This is a genomic window from Acinetobacter sp. 5862 (assembly GCF_024494585.1).
GTDB lineage: Bacteria > Pseudomonadota > Gammaproteobacteria > Pseudomonadales > Moraxellaceae > Acinetobacter.
Genome location: NZ_JANHGP010000066.1, coordinates 26,137 through 42,688, shown reverse-complemented (window position 1 = coordinate 42,688; position 16,552 = coordinate 26,137). Strand labels below are relative to the sequence as shown.

The following is a 16,552-nucleotide window of genomic DNA, read 5'->3' as shown; positions in this document are numbered from 1 at the left end:
AAAGAGGCAAAGATTATGTTCAATATTAGCCATAACTATATGTTAGGACTAGCTGTTTTAATCTTTGCCTTTATTTTCTTTTATGTACCAATGGCCTATGCATTTTTAGCCATTCGGAAACAACAGCGTAAGCAAGATCAATAAAGTGCTTTATTGGGAAGTAGAACTATGCTTCAAACTGATTTAGAACGATATGCTAATGCTCCTGCTGTTTTAGTACAGATTTATGTCGATCGGATAGTACTTCATTATCCATCTTCTACAGAATATCTAACTGAATGTGCACAGTTTTCACATCCACGTTCGTTATTAGGTGATTTTAGTATCGCTGAAACTACATTAACGCAGTTACTCAAACGTGGTGGTGGCGGTTTTAAGTATTTAGCTCCTTATATGTTTATTCAAGCAATGGAGCGAATGGAATTTGGTTTAACACAAGTAGAAATACGAGCATTACAAGAGCTAGGGCTAAGTAGCGGGGCAAGAGCGATTGCCATTTATGATGAAACAGGCAAATTATTAACGCCAAACTCACTTCCCGCAACTATCAATCTCAAACGTTTAGCGATGATGGGATTGATTATTACCCTTTTTGTTTTGCTGTGTTTCTTATGCGCCATTTTCATTTTTTAAAACTGCAATGTAAATAAATTAAGATTATAGTGAGATTAAATATGTCTATCCTTAGCTGGGACGATTTTGAAGATGATACGCAAAAACCGACTGCACCTGAACACAAGTCTGCGTCCCTCGACTCGCAAAAAACGCTTAATACGCAAGTGGTATCTGATTCAGAGCAACCATCGCCGCGCGTGGCAGTTGCACAACCCACTGGAACCAGTGCCAACCGAGCAACAAATCCAACCGATTCGTTGGCTAGAGCATCTGCAGCCCTAGATCATTTGGACGTTGCACCGGGCTTAGAAGAGCTTGAAATGGGTGCACAGCGCGTACAAGTTGATGATAAAGCCATGATCAACTGTCGTGCCGACTTGAACCAGCTTGTTCCATTTAAATATGAGTGGGCTTGGCAAAAGTATCTTGACGGGTGTGCAAACCACTGGATGCCGCAAGAAGTGAACATGAACCATGACATCGCGCTTTGGAAGTCTGAAAATGGCTTAACAGAAGATGAGCGTACCATTGTCATGCGCTCTTTAGGTTTCTTCTCAACTGCAGATTCGTTGGTTGCAAACAACTTGGTTTTGGCGATTTATCGTCATATTACAAACCCAGAATGCCGCCAGTACATTTTGCGTCAAGCATTTGAAGAAGCGATTCATACACATGCGTATCAATACTGTATTGAATCTTTAGGTATGGATGAAGGCGAAGTCTTTAACATGTACCGTGAGATTCCAAGTGTTGCACGTAAAGCATCATGGGGCTTGAAATATACACAATCTTTAAGTGATCCTACATTCCACACAGGAACACCTGAAAACGACCAACGCTTACTTCGTAACTTGATCGCATTCTACTGTGTACTTGAAGGTATCTTCTTCTACTGTGGCTTCACTCAAATCTTGAGTATGGGCCGTCGTAATAAGATGAACGGTGTTGCTGAACAGTTCCAATACATCCTACGTGATGAATCTATGCACTTGAACTTTGGTATTGATATGATCAACCAAATCAAGATTGAGAACCCTCACCTTTGGACTGCCGAATTCCAACAAGAAGTCATTCAAATGATTCTTGAAGGTACAATGCTTGAGATCGAATACGCACGTGATACGATGCCACGTGGTGTATTGGGTATGAATGCAAGCATGATGGAAGAATACTTGAAATTCATCTGTAACCGTCGTTTATCGCAACTTGGTTTACCAGAGCAATTCGCTGGTGTAACAAACCCATTTGCATGGATGTCTGAGATGATGGACTTGCGTAAAGAGAAGAATTTCTTTGAAACGCGCGTTACGGATTACCAAACTGGTGGTGCGTTAAGCTGGTAAGGTCATTTACCGAGTGGAAAAAGGCTGTCATTAGACAGCCTTTTTTTAATGGTTATAAATATTAAATGTCCCTTTAAGCTACAAAACTTAGATTGACTAGAACAAGAAACAATAAGACCTATAATCTACCATTCAAAATGACTTGAATAATACATATTGCAACATTTGGTATACCAAAATCCTTTCTATTTTAAAGTAAAATTCACGAACTTTTTCTCCAAACATCAGTCAAGACAACCCTTTTACTGATGTGCCTTGATTGCGCCAATTCTTATTGAAATCCTTTCTCTCTATATTACCCATATAGGGAGTCATTTAATTTTTAAGGTAAATTGAATGAAAAAATTCTGGAAGTATTTATTAGTACTATTACTGGTACTAATAGTGATTGCTATTGCCTTTCTTTTTAGACCGATTACGTCTAAGGCAATTCAAACGAAAAATGATGAAACTGTTGTTGATGCTGTATTGGTCGGCGGTGGAATCATGAGTGCCACACTTGGTACTTACCTCAACGAGTTACAACCTGACTGGAACATCCGCATGTATGAACGTCTTGATGCAGTCGCACAAGAAAGTTCAAATGGCTTTAACAATGCGGGTACAGGACACTCTGGCTTTATGGAAATGAACTATACCGAAGAAAAAGACGGTAAAATGGACATTTCTAAAGCGGTTAAAGTGGCAAGCCAATTCGAAATTGCTAAGCAATTCTGGACTTATCAAGTGAAACAAGGTGTATTAGAAACACCAAGTACATTCATTAACCCAGTACCACACATTGCATTCGTATGGGGCGATAACGTGAACTTCATGGAAAAGCGTTATGCTGCCATGATTCAAAATCCGTTATTCGCTGGCATGAAATTGAGTGAGGACAAAGCCGAAATTCAGCAGTGGGCACCATTGGTGATGGACGGTCGTGATCCTCAGCAAAAAGTGGCTGCAACTCGTATGGACGTTGGTTCTGACGTGAACTACGGTGCAATCACCAAGCAATTGATTAACAATCTCGAGAAAAGTCCAAACTTTAAACTCAGAACTTCGACTGAAGTCACTGGGATTAGTAAGAATGACGATAATACTTGGTCTGTTGCATTCAAAGATGTCAAATCTGGTGAAGTCAGTCATGTAAAAACACGTTTCGTGTTTATTGGTGCTGGCGGTGCTGCAATTAAATTATTGCAAATGACTGGTTTACCAGAAGCGCAACAATATGCGGGTTTCCCTGTGGGTGGTGAGTTCCTTGTGACTGACAATCCTTCGGTAACAGCAAAACACACAGCCAAGGTCTATGGTCGTGCTGATCTGGGTGCGCCTCCAATGTCTGTTCCACATATCGATACCCGTTATATCGACGGTAAAAAATATGTGTTGTTTGGCCCATTTGCAACCTATTCAAACAAGTTCCTAAAACATGGTTCACAGCTTGATTTGCTTGCATCGACCAACAAAAACAACGTCTTGCCTATGGCTGCAATTGGTCTACAAAATGCTGATCTTGTTCAGTATCTGGTAAGCCAAGTGTTAATGTCTGATGCAGATCGTTTCAACGAGTTGAAAAAATACTACCCTGAAGCTGATCCTAAAGACTGGCATTTACAACAAGGTGGTCAACGCGTTCAGATCATCAAAAAAGAGCCAGGCAAACCTGCTAAATTGCAATTCGGTACAGAAATCTTTGCATCTAAAGACAAGTCTGTAACTGCATTGTTAGGTGCTTCTCCGGGTGCATCTACATCACCTTACATCATGCTTAACTTGCTTGAAAAAGCATTCCCTGAGCAGACTAAAGGTGTATGGAATGACAAATTGCATGAGATCGTACGTTCTTATGGTAAAGACCTTTCAAAAGATCCAGCGTTGTTAGATCAAATCCGTCAATACTCAAGTGCAACTTTGGGCTTGAATTATACGACTCCAGCAAACTTAGTTCCTGCTAAGAAAGTAGAAAAAGCTGAAGCTGTTGCTCAATAAGTAACGCTAAGTACATCAAAAAGGGAGGAGTTTTGGCTCTTCCCTTTTTCTCATTTTGTCTTTTATTTTTATACTATGCCTTCTGCTGCACCCCACTCTGCTTTTGCTGCATTTGCCAGTCGTGACTTTAAGTTATTGACTCTCAATCAATGCTGCCTGACTTTTGCGGTGCTGATTCAAGAGGTGCTGATTGCCTTTCATCTGTATCAAATCACCAAAAATCCACTTTTCCTCGGTTTACTCGGTATCATGGATTTTTTACCTTTTCTGGCGCTGTCTTTATGGGGTGGTTATATTGCTGATCGTTTTAATCGGCAGCGTATTTTACAAATCAGTTTTAGCTTTGCCATCCCATTATCGATTGCTTTGTGGATCAGTTTTGATCTTTTCCACACCCAAACCATCAGTGCAAATTTATTATTAATCTCATCCTTGAGTATTTTATTTTTATTTGGCTGTATTCGCGGCATATACAGTCCCTGCTTTAATTCTTTACGTCCTTTTGTCGTACCCGAACATTTGTATACTAATGCAGCAACATGGACCAGCATGTGCTGGCAAGCTTGCGGCATACTTGCACCCGTGGTTGGCGGTTTTCTATTGGCGCATCTGGATTTGGATATTACTTTTAGCGTCATCGTGGCACTTTTTTTAAGTGGCAGTATTGCCCTCTGGTGTTTGCAAAAACGAGATTTTCCTCAAATCCAAACAGAATCGGTAACTCAAAGTCTAAAAGACGCACTCCAATTTATTTTTAAAACCAAAATTATTTTTTGGGCGATTTTTCTCGATCTCGGCTCTGTTTTCTTTGGCGGCATCATCGCGCTACTGCCCATTTTTGCCCAAGATATTTTGCATGTCGGTGCCGATAGTTTTGGTCTATTACGCGCTGCGCCTGCTTTTGGCGCATTGGTGATGATGATCATTTTAATTCGCTATCCACCAAAATCTAGACCATGGCAGATGATGCTCATAGCAGTGACAGGCTTTGGCCTCTGTACTTTATTATTTGCTGTTACCAGACAACTGTATTTTTCTGTCGCAGTTCTCATTATCATGGGAGCATGTGACAGTATCAACATAGTCATTCGTCAAACGATTCTGCAACTAATTCCACCCAAGGATATGCTTGGCCGTGTCGCTGCCATTAATGGCATCTTTGTCACCTCGAGTAATCAGCTCGGTGCATTACAGTCCAGTGTGATGACACGCTTTTTTAGCGTGGTGCCAGCCATGTTGATTGGCGGTTCACTGTCTTTGTTTTGTGTGCTACTGACCAAGATCAAAACCAAAGATTTATTGAAGTTTCGTTTTTAATCCCCCAAACAAACAGCTATTTAAAAAACCAATATCATATGAAACACACTTTGCCCGAATCTTCAGGCCCCTCCAAATTTATTATTTTTTCCGTTTTTGTATGGCTAGTGCTGTTGTGGCTACAGTCGACCTATATTGTCATTATCGGAGGGCAAGCCTATTTGTTCTGGACTTCTTTGAGTCTGTTGATTCTGAATGTACTCAGCTTGCGCCCCAACATCTTAAAAAATCGAATTGCTCTGTCAATTACAGCACTACTGTTGCTCTATCTGGGCTTTCACTCTTTATTTTGCACCTATTTGATCATCGCTTTTTACTGTATTTTCTATTTATATGCGGGTGAATATAAACATAAACGCGCCATTAAGTTGATCAGCATGTTTTTGATCATGATCGTTTTTGCAATCTACCAAAGCCAATCACTGCATGAACTGAAAAGCCATTATGCAAACTATGAAACGGGTGAAACATGGCAAAAATACGGTGCGCTATAAACCCTAACATTTATGTTTGTTGTGTTCTTGATAAAATCATTTTTTCTATATGTAACCATAAACTGAAGTGTATCCTGCAAAGTCAGTTGAGCAGGTTTAGTGCCCAATAGAAATTGATATTCGTGTCCTGTAGGATTAGTTTTGTGATCAAAATATCGTGATTGCGTTACTACACCGACTTTCAGTAATTGTTTTTCTAATTCAAGTGCTTGTTATTCGTACTTTTCTGTTTGAGATATTCAACATGTTGACGATCTGTTTTCCATGAAGATTCCAATATTTCTTTTTCTATTCTGTAATGAATTCTTTTTTGCTTCATTGAACTGATTACTTCCTCATTGAAGCTCTTTACATAATTTATCCATGCCTTTCCACGAAATACATTTTCAGGCATCTCTGTTTTGAATTCACTTCTAGGAGTAAAAACAATAACTGAATGCAAATATTTTGGTTCAAGTATATCACTTAAAATCATCTCCAAAACTTTCATGTGTTTGTAGTTTTGATGTAATGGATTTTGAAATTTATAACTTTTTTTATAAATCTTTTGCGTCCATTGTTTCTGACGAGCACTACCAAAAATCCAACCCGTATAGTTTTTCGTTTCTATAATAAAAACACCGTAAGGACTTATTAGAATGTGATCAATTTGTGTTGTTCCCTGCTCTTGATCAGGAATCGTACAGTTATTTAACAGAATATACTCATCGCCTAATGCTTTATCGACATGTACGGCAACCATGAGTTCACCCATCTTTCCTTTAAAATGGGGCGATTTCAAATAAGTAAGAACAGCTAAAATAATAATGATAAAAATAAAATAGAAAACCATCTCTTCCCAATCACTTATAGTTTTGAAGTTTAAAATAATAAATCTAATACGTTATAAATATTATATTAATAACATAATCAATTAATTCAGACGTAAAAAAACCGCTTTATTAGCGGTATTTTATCTCATCTCTAGGATGATGGTCGGAGCAGTAGGATTCGAACCTACGACCCCCTGGTCCCAAACCAGGTGCACTACCAGGCTGTGCTATGCTCCGAATGTGGGGTGAATGACGGGATTCGAACCCGCGACAACCGGAATCACAATCCGGGGCTCTACCAACTGAGCTACATCCACCATAACATATTTTTGGTTCTATGTACCAAGCTGCCTAATGGCGCGCCTGACAGGATTCGAACCTGTGACCATCCGCTTAGAAGGCGGATGCTCTATCCAACTGAGCTACAGGCGCATAACGATGATAATATTATCAAGCGATACTTTGCCGATCTTAAAGCAATGTTTTACAACATTATTTTAAATGGTCGGAGCAGTAGGATTCGAACCTACGACCCCCTGGTCCCAAACCAGGTGCACTACCAGGCTGTGCTATGCTCCGATTTTCTCAGCTTTTATTGTATCGCACATCGTGCGGTACGGTGTGCATTCTAGGCTTGACGTTGCATCACGTCAACACCTAGTTTAAAAAAAAATGATTTTTCCTTATCAAATGTATATTTAACAAGCATTTTAACGCTTTAACGAGGCACTAAAGTTCAACATTCGATCTAAAGGCAATTTGGCACGTTCAGCCAGAGCAGGCTCAACGTGTATTTCCTGATCACCATGCTGTAACACATGCAGAATCCCATCCAGTTCGTTCATTGCCATCCACGGACAATGGGCACATGAACGACAGGTTGCGCCCTCACCCGCCGTTGGCGCTTCGAATAATTCTTTATCTGGTGCTGCTTGCTGCATCTTATAGAAAATACCGCGATCAGTAGCTACGATCATTTGTTTATGCGGTAAAGTCTGCGCTGCTTTGATCAATTGCGAAGTACTTCCCACTGCATCAGCAATATCCACTACTGATTCAGGTGACTCTGGATGAACTAAAACCGCTGCATCTGGATAGAGCGCTTTCATTTGCGCAATACCACGGGCACGGAATTCTTCATGCACGATACATGCACCATCCCACAACAACATTTCAGCGCCCGTTTTCTTTTGAATATAGCGACCTAAATGCTGATCTGGTGCCCAAATAATTTTTTCGCCCAAACTATCTAAATGTTCAATGATCTCAACCGCACAACTTGAAGTCACCACCCAATCGGCACGTGCTTTTACAGCCGCCGAGGTATTGGCATACACCACCACGGTATGATCAGGATGCTGATCACAGAACGCTGAAAACTCATCTACAGGACAACCCAAATCCAGTGAACAAGTGGCTTCCAAAGTTGGCATCAACACTGTTTTTTCTGGTGATAAGATTTTAGAGGTTTCACCCATAAACTTTACGCCTGCCACCACAAGGGTTGTTGCAGGATGATCACGACCAAAACGTGCCATTTCCAATGAATCAGAAACACAGCCCCCTGTCAGTTCAGCAAGCTCTTGTACTTCAGGATCACAGTAATAGTGAGCCACAAGCACTGCATTTCGCTTTTTCAACTCAGCTGCAATTTGGGCAAACTTTTCTTGTTTCACTTCTGGGCTAAGACTATTGTCCTTTGGTTCGCCCAAACGATCTAAATGCGCCTGCACAATATTTTTGGCTTCGTTCGCAATTAAATTCGCATCATTCATAAAGCGTCTTCTCTATCCTGCGTGCTTGCATCGCTGCAAACTTATAACGTGGGTATCTTGGTGAGCATTTAGTTAATATCACACTATCCACATACCAGCTTATAAAAAAAGCCTCACTGTGGAGGCTTTATTATAACGCAAATTTATGAACGATAATCGGCATTAATTTTGACATAGTCATAAGAAAAGTCACAGGTATAAACCGTGTCTTTAGCTGTACCACGACCGAGGTCAATACGAATGCTAATTTCCTTTTCAGCCATGACGGCTGCACCTGCTTCTTCAGTATAATCTGGGTTTGCACCACCATCTAAGCAAATCTGAACATCACCTAACCAAACTTGTACTTTACTACTATCTAGGTTGGGTACACCTGCCTTACCAATCGCCATCACAATTCGCCCCCAGTTTGGATCTGAAGCGAATAAAGCAGTTTTAATTAAAGGAGACTCAGCAACGCTATAGGCAACATCACAACATTCTTGAGTATTTTCTCCACCATCAACCTGTACAGTAATGAACTTGGTCGCACCTTCACCATCACGCACAATCAATTGCGCTAAACGGTTCATAATACGCGCCAGCACATCAAGAACCTGTTGATAACGTGCATCCTCTTGGCTCTGAATCTCAACACCACCTGCTAATCCAGTTGCCACAAAAATACAAGAATCATTGGTTGATGTATCACCATCAATGGTAATACGGTTAAACGAATGCTCAACCGTGGTTTGCAGTAACCGCTGTACCATTTCACGGCTAATCGGCGCATCGGTTGCCACAAAGCTAAGCATGGTCGCCATATTTGGACGAATCATGCCTGCACCTTTACTAATCCCCGTCATCGTATAAGTTACGCCGTCCAGTTCAAACTGCTCAGATGCACCTTTTGGTGTGGTATCTGTGGTCATAATACCTGATGCAGCATCCGCCCAACGATCGGCATTTAAATCATTTAATGCAGGTTGAATACCTTGCACTAAACGTTCAATTGGTAATTGCTCACCAATCACACCCGTTGAAAACGGTAAAATCTGATTGGTTTGCACGCCTGCTAACTCAGCCAACTTGGCACAAGTAGCTTCTGCATTTTTATAACCGACTGTGCCTGTTGCAGCATTGGCATTGCCTGTGTTGATAATCAAGTAACGTGGTGTATTTTCTGCTAAATGCTTTTTACTCAATTGAACAGGCGCAGCAGCAAAAGCGCTTTGGGTAAACACCCCTGCAACGTTTGAGCCTTCAGCAAATTCAAAAATGACCAGATCGCGTCGGTTTGGATAACGGACATACGCCTCAGTTGAGCCAATTTTTACACCCTGCACCACATGCATAAGTGGCATAGTTACGTCACCAACAGCCATTTTTAAACTTCCATTCAATTTGTTATGAAAAAGAAAATGAATACATACCCTATATATGAGACTCGGAAAGGTCATCTACAACCTGAGTGGTATTTGTAATATCCCGTTTCTGCGATAGATAAAACAAATGCAACAAGTGAACAGGTTTTATAGATGACAATGCCTTTGGTTACTTTGGGCGAAACCAAAGTAACTCGAACCGAAGGGTATTCCTAATATTGAATTACACTAAGCAAGACACCGCCTCGCGAATAACTGAGTTACGGTTCAAGTCCTAAAATATGTCGATTCATATCTGTTAAGTAGCTTATTCCAAAAAGAAATGAAAATCGAGTATTAACACTACAGATTATGGAATTTGGCTTTGCTCTAAACTCAGTAAAATCTGCTTCTTATCCAAACCACCTGCAAAACCAACTAATGCCCCACTCGAACCAATCACCCGATGACATGGCGCAATAATTGAAATTGGGTTTCTACCATTGGCTGCCCCAACAGCACGCACTGCTTTTTCATTACCAATCTGAACGGCTATTTCCTTATAACTACGTGTTTCACCATATGGAATGGTTAATAAAGTCTGCCAAACCTGTTGTTGAAAATCTGTCCCTTGAAAGTCCAAAGGTAAATCAAATTGCTGACGTTGCCCTGCAAAATACTGTTCTAATTGTTTTTTAACTCGAATTAACATCGGATGTTGATGATCTTGTATCAGTTCAGCCAGTCGAACTCGTTTATGATCTTCATTGTCCCACATCACGGCGACCAATGCATGATCATGAGCAACCAGTTTTAATGCACCCACAGGAGAATCCATGTACATATACACCAGTTGCATTACACTCTCCTTAAACCATTAATTTGATGACAATTTCATCAGCATTAAGCCAGATACAATTAATATTGCAGCAATCATTCGCATCGCAGTCATTGGTTCATTTAAAACCATGATGCCAACAATAAATGATCCTATCGCACCAATTCCCGTCCAAACCGTATAAGCTGTACCCAAAGGCAACGATCGCATTGCAATTGACAATAATACGACACTTAAAATCATAAAAATGAGGGTCACGATACTTGGCGTTAGCTTGGTAAAACCCTCAGACATCTTCATTGAATATGCCCAAATAATTTCAAAAATACCCGCCAAAATTAAAATTGCCCATGCCATTTTTCACACTCAACCTTAACAAGAGTTGGGTCGTCCCAACGTGATGCTTTTGAAGTGAGGTCGTCCTCTTAGGAAAAGCAGTGTACTGTAAAATTTCGAGATTATGTGAAAGGTTATGTATGGATTCCAGTGCAGTATTTTAAAAATTAAAAGCTTTATCTAAGGTTAAGATTTACTGCCATGAAATCTGATCGACCTGCATTAGCTCACATGCCCCGTTTCCTGTATCTTCACGGGATAAAGAACTTTTCCAATGCCAGCCATCTTTTGTCTGGATTTCGATTAAAGAACCCTTTAAATAGACTAAATCATCTTTTTTAATTTTTTTCATTTGAGATGCGACATAAGCATTGGCAGGAACCAGATGCATATTGGCACTATGCGTTGCGATTTCTCGCAAAGAAATAGGCGGTTGATGATCTATACGCCAGTGATACCAACGATTACTTTGTGATACATCAATTTGTTTATAGATCTGCGGATTTGCCATATCTCCCCAACCAACAGCAATATCCATTGGTGAAAATTCAGCTTCACGCCCTAAATTGTAGTCTTCTCTAGAAAGCACACGAAATGCGCCTTCATAACGCTCCAATGCATTAATTTGTACGCCTTGTTGAGTGGTCATTTGACTAATATTTGGCGCTGGTTTTAATACCTGTGTCCAAACCAACCATGCAATAGCCAATCCTAGTACGCCATACATCCATCTTGGCATGCTTAATTATCCTTCTTTCTCTGTAAGCATTTTATCCATTGCTTTAAATGATTGAAGCATGAAATTAAAAAATGACCTAAAACACTTAAATAATTATCCTGCGACTCAACTTTATGGTCCTGTAAAGTTGCAGTATCTGTATTCAAAGTATTCATTTCTAAAGGTTCATAATGTGACAAAGTTTGTTGTAACTCAGCTCCCAAGCTCAAGCGAATTAGAGCAATTGTCACTTCATCAATTGTACAATAATGATATAAAGTTAGATGACGTGTATCTAAATCAATACTATGTTCAACTAAGATTTCAGCAAATGGCAATAATGCTTTTCGAATACGTTGTACTTCCACCAAACTACTCATGTGTGGAATATAATAAAAACTGACTTTCATACTGCCGCCATCACGTGGAACAGCGTCAAATTGAGTTATCAAATTTTGTGTTTTTTCTCTCCGACTTAGAGATTCATTTGCTTTATCAGTTATTAAATTGTCTTGTTGTTCTAAAGCCATTTATGCACCATGAATGACTCAAAAAAGATACTGTCAGTATAAACCAACAGTATCTCAGGGAAGTGACATTTTAGACAAAGGATCAGAACTTTAACGTAAGTCCCAAACCATATAGCCAACCTTTTTTACTGTCTGTAGCCGACTGTAATTCGGTTTGTTTCAAACCTTTGTTGTATGCATAAGCGACATCAATAAATGGCATGATTTTTTTACTGATTTCATAACGCGTTTGCAGACCTATCTGAAGTTTAGATAATCCAGATTTATTTGCATAACTTGACTCATCATTGAATATTACATCTGCATTCAAATAAGGTTGAGCAATCAACTTTTGCGTAAATAATACATCCCGTGTTGTTTCCAAACTCAGTTGCCAGCGTTGGTTTTGACCTGCATAAATATAGGCTTCGGTTTCAAAAAAATACGGCGCTAGACCATGTAATCCCAATACCGCGTCCCATTGATTTTTATCATGCTTTTGCTCAGGCTGATATTGATAACGAACACCTGTTTGTACATCCCAAAAGTCAGCAACATTGCGGCTGTATAACAGCTTTGTTTCGGTTTGAGTTTTTTCTGATTCTGCTTTTTCAACATGTGCTTGAATGAATATTTTATTTTTATCACTTCCCACCCATGTTTTTAGCTCAGTACTGGCACTGCCTCGACCATCGTCATCAACGATCCATGCATTTTTAATCGCTGTGGCTTGATAAATTTGTCCACCATGTTCACGATGATGATCATGTGTATCATGTTGAATATCAGATGGTACTTGCTTTAATTCAGGTTGATGTTCTGAATGATCAACAGGAGATGATGTCTCCATCAATATATTCTGTTGTACCGACTGATCCATTTGCATCATTTGATCATGCCCCTCATGTGCAGATGCAAATACACTCAAACAAGAAACCATGCTACCAATTGCCAATAATTGTGTATAGCGTTTCATCGTAGAAGCTTGCTTAGTGATGTGCATGGCTCGCTCCTTGAGTAGGTTGAACAGGCATAGTTTGTGAAACTTTGCTGCCATCGACATTTGCGACAATCAATTTACTCATCATGCCCGCACTCATGTGGTATAATAGGTGACAATGAATCGCCCATTCACCGAGCTCATCCGCAGTCAGTAGAGCTGTAACAGTTTTGCCCGGCGGCACGATCACCGTATGTTTATTTGGCATATCCTGCGGTGCCTGACCATTCTCCAACTGCATAAACATGCCATGTAAATGCATTGGATGCGCCATCATACTTTCATTCACAAATTTGAGACGGATACGTTCGCCATAACGCACGGTTAAAGGTTTGAAGTCAGGATCACTAAACTTTTTACCATCAATCGTCCAGATGTAACGCTCCATCGTGCCCCCAAGACGAATCACCAATTCTCGCTCTGCTGGACGACTATAACGCTCTGGTTGTGATTGCAACGACTTCAAATCTGCATAAGTTAAGGCTTTCTGACCGATTGGTGTTGCTGCATTCGCCCAACCCTGTACATGATCAATACTTACTTTTGTGGAAGATGTAGCCGCTTGATGCTGGCTATGATCCATCTCCCCCATCGTCATCTGCGTATGAGCATTGTGATCCATCATGCTCATATCCATCTGACCATGTCCACTATGATCCATTTTCGACATGTCCATTTTTTCATGTAAGGGATGATCCATCGCTGTTTTTTGCATCGGTGTAACTGGTGCTTTACCTTGTGGCATCTGATGCTGACTATGATTCATATTGGCCATATTCACTGGCTGATCTGAACCATGCCCCATTTTGCTCATATCCATCTGACCATGCGAACCATGATCCATGCCCATATCTTCCATCGTCAATAATGCACGTGGGCGCGCTTTAGGAATCTGAACCTTTTGCCTATTCGGTGTCATGCTATTGTGCAATGACCCAATTGCAAAACCAGAACGGTCAATTGACTCTGCTTCAATTTGATAATGTGCCTGCTTAGGTTCAACCAATACATCATAAGTTTCTGCTGTGCCAATACGAAACTCATCTACGGGAACAGGCTGTACAGGCTGACCATCGGCACTAACGACTGTCATTTTTAGGTTAGGAATACGCACATCAAAAAAAGACATGGCTGACGCATTGATAAAGCGCAAACGAATCTTTTCACCCGTTTTAAAAGCGCCTGTCCAATTTTGTTGAGGTGTTTTCCCATTCACCAAGAAAGTATAACCAGTGACATCAGACAAATCGGTTTTGAGCATCCGCATCTGGTTCCACATCGAACGATCTTGCCACGTTGCTTTTAAACCGTCTTGTTTCACCTGCTTCCAGACATCGCCCACCGTTTCACGTTGGTTTTGGTAATACTCAGCCGACTTCTTCAAATTTGCCATGATCTTGTCGCTTTCCGTTTCATGAAAATCAGACAACATCACCACATAATCACGCTCAGCTTTTTCATATGCGGCAACAGGCTGTTTTCCTTTTGGATAAATCACCAGAGGACCATATAAACCATCCTGTTCCTGTCCTTTACTATGCGCGTGATACCAATAAGTTCCGTTTTGACGAACTTTAAAACGATACTCAAAACTGCCATTCGGCTTAATACTTTTAAAGCCATTAAAACCAGGCACACCGTCCATCAATCCTGGCAAAAGTAATCCATGCCAATGTAATGACGTATCTTGATCTTTGAGTTGATTATGCACATGAATGACCGCTTCATCCCCTTCTTCAAACTCTAATAACGGCGCAATAAATTTGCCATTTACCGTAATACGTTTGACAGGTTTTCCAGTAACATTGACCATTCCTTGATTAATGTTCAGATGATATTCTTTTATTGCAGCCAAAGTATAAGGCGCAAAAATTAGACTTAAGCCAGCAATGACACCAGCATATATTTTTGAGGACATAATATTTTCCTAATCTGTGAACTATTTTTAAATCGCTCGTTGAAGCGAAAAAGAGCTTCTAAGACAGATTAGGTTCTAGGAGGACGTAAAATTTCTTGCCAATGACCGGCAAGATGACGAGCTTGATACGCTGTATTTTTATAAGTGTTTAGCTCAAAAAAAGGTGAAACAGACAGGCTTGGAATTTGTTGATCGAGTGCAAAATTAATCGTTTGGCAATGTGAAATATTATTACAATCGGGGCAATGTTGCTGATCTTGCATTTGCCCATCATGGCATTTAACCACATTGGTTACATCATGCGACATATCCATTTGATGATGCGGACGTGTCATCTGTTGATCATGACATGGTATCACTTTCGCTGTAGGCATCTTTTGATCAAGTTGAATCTTTTGGACTGCTGCAATAGACGCACCGCTTCCCCCGATGGAAAATATCATCAGGAATACAAACCATAGATGCTTGTATTTTTTATGAAGTTGCACTAAATATCCTTGGATCAATCATCAAATGAATGCAATTTACTTAGCATAATTTCTTTCTATCTTATACACAATCTACTTTATGTTCAAATTATGCTAATTTCAGACATTTAAGCAACAAGATTGCCGATTTATCAAGAGAAAAATAATAAAATACATTATGAACAAAAATAAAGCAAAATAAAGGACTTGACGCACAAAAAAAGGACAAAAATTTGTCCTTTTTTGATATTTTTGTTGAGAATATAAACAACTGAAATCATTTTGTTTATTTTAACAACATCTTATCCACTTGCTTATCAACACTGTTATCCACCCAGTTATAAACAAAGTTATCCACAACCTTATGTGAAAAATAGGATGAAAACACTAAATGTCTTTTGCACCAACTTGAGCTAATTCTGCACGCATTTGATCAATTACAGTTTTATAGTCAGGTTGACCAAAAATTGCCGAACCAGCTACAAACATATCCGCACCCGCTTCAGCAATTTCACGAATATTTGCTGGGCCAACACCACCATCAACCTCTAAACGAATATCAAGACCGCTGGCATCAATGATTTTGCGTGCTTGGCGAAGTTTCTCCAATGTCATTGGAATAAATTTTTGCCCACCAAAACCAGGATTCACACTCATCAATAAAATTTGATCTACTTTATCGAGAACATAATCAAGGTAATGTAAAGGGGTTGCTGGATTGAAAACTAAACCTGCTTTAGCACCACCCGTCTTGATCAGTTGTAAAGAACGATCAATATGATCCGTTGCTTCTGGATGGAAAGTAATAATATCTGCACCTGCCTCCAAAAAATCACCGATCATACGATCAACAGGTGAAACCATCAGATGCACATCAATTGGCGCCTTAATTCCATAATTTTTCAATGACTTACAAATACCTGCACCAAAAGTTAAGTTTGGTACATAATGGTTATCCATGACATCAAAATGCACAACGTCTGCACCCGCAGCTAAAACTTTTTCTACATCTTCACCTAAACGTGCAAAATCAGCAGATAAAATCGAAGGAGCAATTAAATAAGGCTTGGACATGAATGACCTGGCAAAC

At 40.0% G+C, this 16,552-nt stretch carries 17 protein-coding genes and 4 tRNA genes; 6 read left to right on the top strand and 15 right to left on the bottom strand.

Annotated elements, in window-relative coordinates:
* Positions 1-15: 15 nt before the first annotated feature.
* From NO346_RS13390 to NO346_RS13365, 6 genes are all read left to right on the top strand, one after another.
* Entirely contained in the window at positions 16-144 is a 129-nt protein-coding gene (locus tag NO346_RS13390) for a preprotein translocase subunit YajC (protein WP_256415475.1), read from the top strand.
* 24 nt (positions 145-168) lie between these two features.
* Complete coding sequence (locus NO346_RS13385; RefSeq protein WP_004682967.1) at positions 169-633, top strand: hypothetical protein; 465 nt, start codon at positions 169-171, stop codon at positions 631-633.
* 41 nt (positions 634-674) lie between these two features.
* Positions 675-1,958: a ribonucleotide-diphosphate reductase subunit beta gene (locus NO346_RS13380; protein ID WP_256415474.1), complete on the top strand. Its 1,284-nt coding sequence runs from the start codon at positions 675-677 to the stop codon at positions 1,956-1,958.
* A 336-nt stretch (positions 1,959-2,294) separates the two neighbouring features.
* Positions 2,295-3,935: a malate dehydrogenase (quinone) gene (gene mqo / locus NO346_RS13375; RefSeq protein WP_256415473.1), complete on the top strand. Its 1,641-nt coding sequence runs from the start codon at positions 2,295-2,297 to the stop codon at positions 3,933-3,935.
* A 75-nt stretch (positions 3,936-4,010) separates the two neighbouring features.
* Positions 4,011-5,252, top strand: a complete 1,242-nt coding sequence (locus NO346_RS13370) for an MFS transporter (protein ID WP_256415472.1) — start codon at positions 4,011-4,013, stop codon at positions 5,250-5,252.
* A 38-nt stretch (positions 5,253-5,290) separates the two neighbouring features.
* On the top strand, positions 5,291-5,746 hold the full coding sequence (locus NO346_RS13365; protein ID WP_256415471.1) for a hypothetical protein: 456 nt from the start codon (positions 5,291-5,293) through the stop codon (positions 5,744-5,746).
* A 196-nt stretch (positions 5,747-5,942) separates the two neighbouring features.
* Here the strand turns inward: NO346_RS13365 and NO346_RS13360 are convergent, their stop codons facing one another.
* The 15 genes from NO346_RS13360 to rpe form a co-directional block, all read right to left on the bottom strand.
* The gene (locus NO346_RS13360; protein WP_256415470.1) at positions 5,943-6,578 is read right to left on the bottom strand and encodes a nuclease-related domain-containing protein; all 636 of its coding nucleotides are present in this window, start codon (positions 6,576-6,578) and stop codon (positions 5,943-5,945) included.
* Between the two features lie 140 nt (positions 6,579-6,718).
* A tRNA-Pro gene (locus NO346_RS13355) sits at positions 6,719-6,795 on the bottom strand.
* A gap of 4 nt (positions 6,796-6,799) precedes the next feature.
* Positions 6,800-6,875 (bottom strand) — tRNA-His (locus NO346_RS13350).
* 38 nt (positions 6,876-6,913) lie between these two features.
* A tRNA-Arg gene (locus NO346_RS13345) sits at positions 6,914-6,990 on the bottom strand.
* A gap of 70 nt (positions 6,991-7,060) precedes the next feature.
* A tRNA-Pro gene (locus NO346_RS13340) sits at positions 7,061-7,137 on the bottom strand.
* 131 nt (positions 7,138-7,268) lie between these two features.
* Positions 7,269-8,333, bottom strand: coding sequence for a quinolinate synthase NadA (gene nadA, locus NO346_RS13335; protein WP_256415469.1), 1,065 nt, complete (start codon positions 8,331-8,333; stop codon positions 7,269-7,271).
* Between the two features lie 143 nt (positions 8,334-8,476).
* Entirely contained in the window at positions 8,477-9,697 is a 1,221-nt protein-coding gene (gene argJ / locus NO346_RS13330; RefSeq protein ID WP_005158682.1) for a bifunctional glutamate N-acetyltransferase/amino-acid acetyltransferase ArgJ, read from the bottom strand.
* 349 nt (positions 9,698-10,046) lie between these two features.
* A complete protein-coding gene (locus NO346_RS13325; protein ID WP_256415468.1) occupies positions 10,047-10,535 on the bottom strand; it encodes a methylated-DNA--[protein]-cysteine S-methyltransferase in 489 nt (162 codons plus the stop codon).
* 18 nt (positions 10,536-10,553) lie between these two features.
* Positions 10,554-10,871, bottom strand: coding sequence for a multidrug efflux SMR transporter (locus NO346_RS13320; protein ID WP_087547900.1), 318 nt, complete (start codon positions 10,869-10,871; stop codon positions 10,554-10,556).
* A gap of 172 nt (positions 10,872-11,043) precedes the next feature.
* Positions 11,044-11,589, bottom strand: coding sequence for a hypothetical protein (locus NO346_RS13315; RefSeq protein WP_005218164.1), 546 nt, complete (start codon positions 11,587-11,589; stop codon positions 11,044-11,046).
* Between the two features lie 2 nt (positions 11,590-11,591).
* Positions 11,592-12,098 (bottom strand): cobalt transporter, encoded by a 507-nt coding sequence (locus tag NO346_RS13310; RefSeq protein ID WP_256415467.1) that lies wholly within the window; start codon positions 12,096-12,098, stop codon positions 11,592-11,594.
* A gap of 82 nt (positions 12,099-12,180) precedes the next feature.
* On the bottom strand, positions 12,181-13,080 hold the full coding sequence (locus NO346_RS13305) for a copper resistance protein B (RefSeq protein WP_256415466.1): 900 nt from the start codon (positions 13,078-13,080) through the stop codon (positions 12,181-12,183).
* Entirely contained in the window at positions 13,067-14,995 is a 1,929-nt protein-coding gene (locus NO346_RS13300) for a copper resistance system multicopper oxidase (protein WP_256415465.1), read from the bottom strand. Before NO346_RS13300 ends, NO346_RS13305 begins: the two co-directional genes overlap by 14 nt.
* Before the next feature lie 68 nt (positions 14,996-15,063).
* Positions 15,064-15,483 carry a hypothetical protein gene (locus tag NO346_RS13295; protein WP_256415464.1) on the bottom strand — a complete coding sequence of 140 codons (420 nt, stop codon included), beginning with the start codon at positions 15,481-15,483 and terminating at the stop codon, positions 15,064-15,066.
* Between the two features lie 366 nt (positions 15,484-15,849).
* On the bottom strand, positions 15,850-16,536 hold the full coding sequence (gene rpe / locus NO346_RS13290; protein WP_256415463.1) for a ribulose-phosphate 3-epimerase: 687 nt from the start codon (positions 16,534-16,536) through the stop codon (positions 15,850-15,852).
* Between the last annotated feature and the right edge of the window lie 16 nt (positions 16,537-16,552).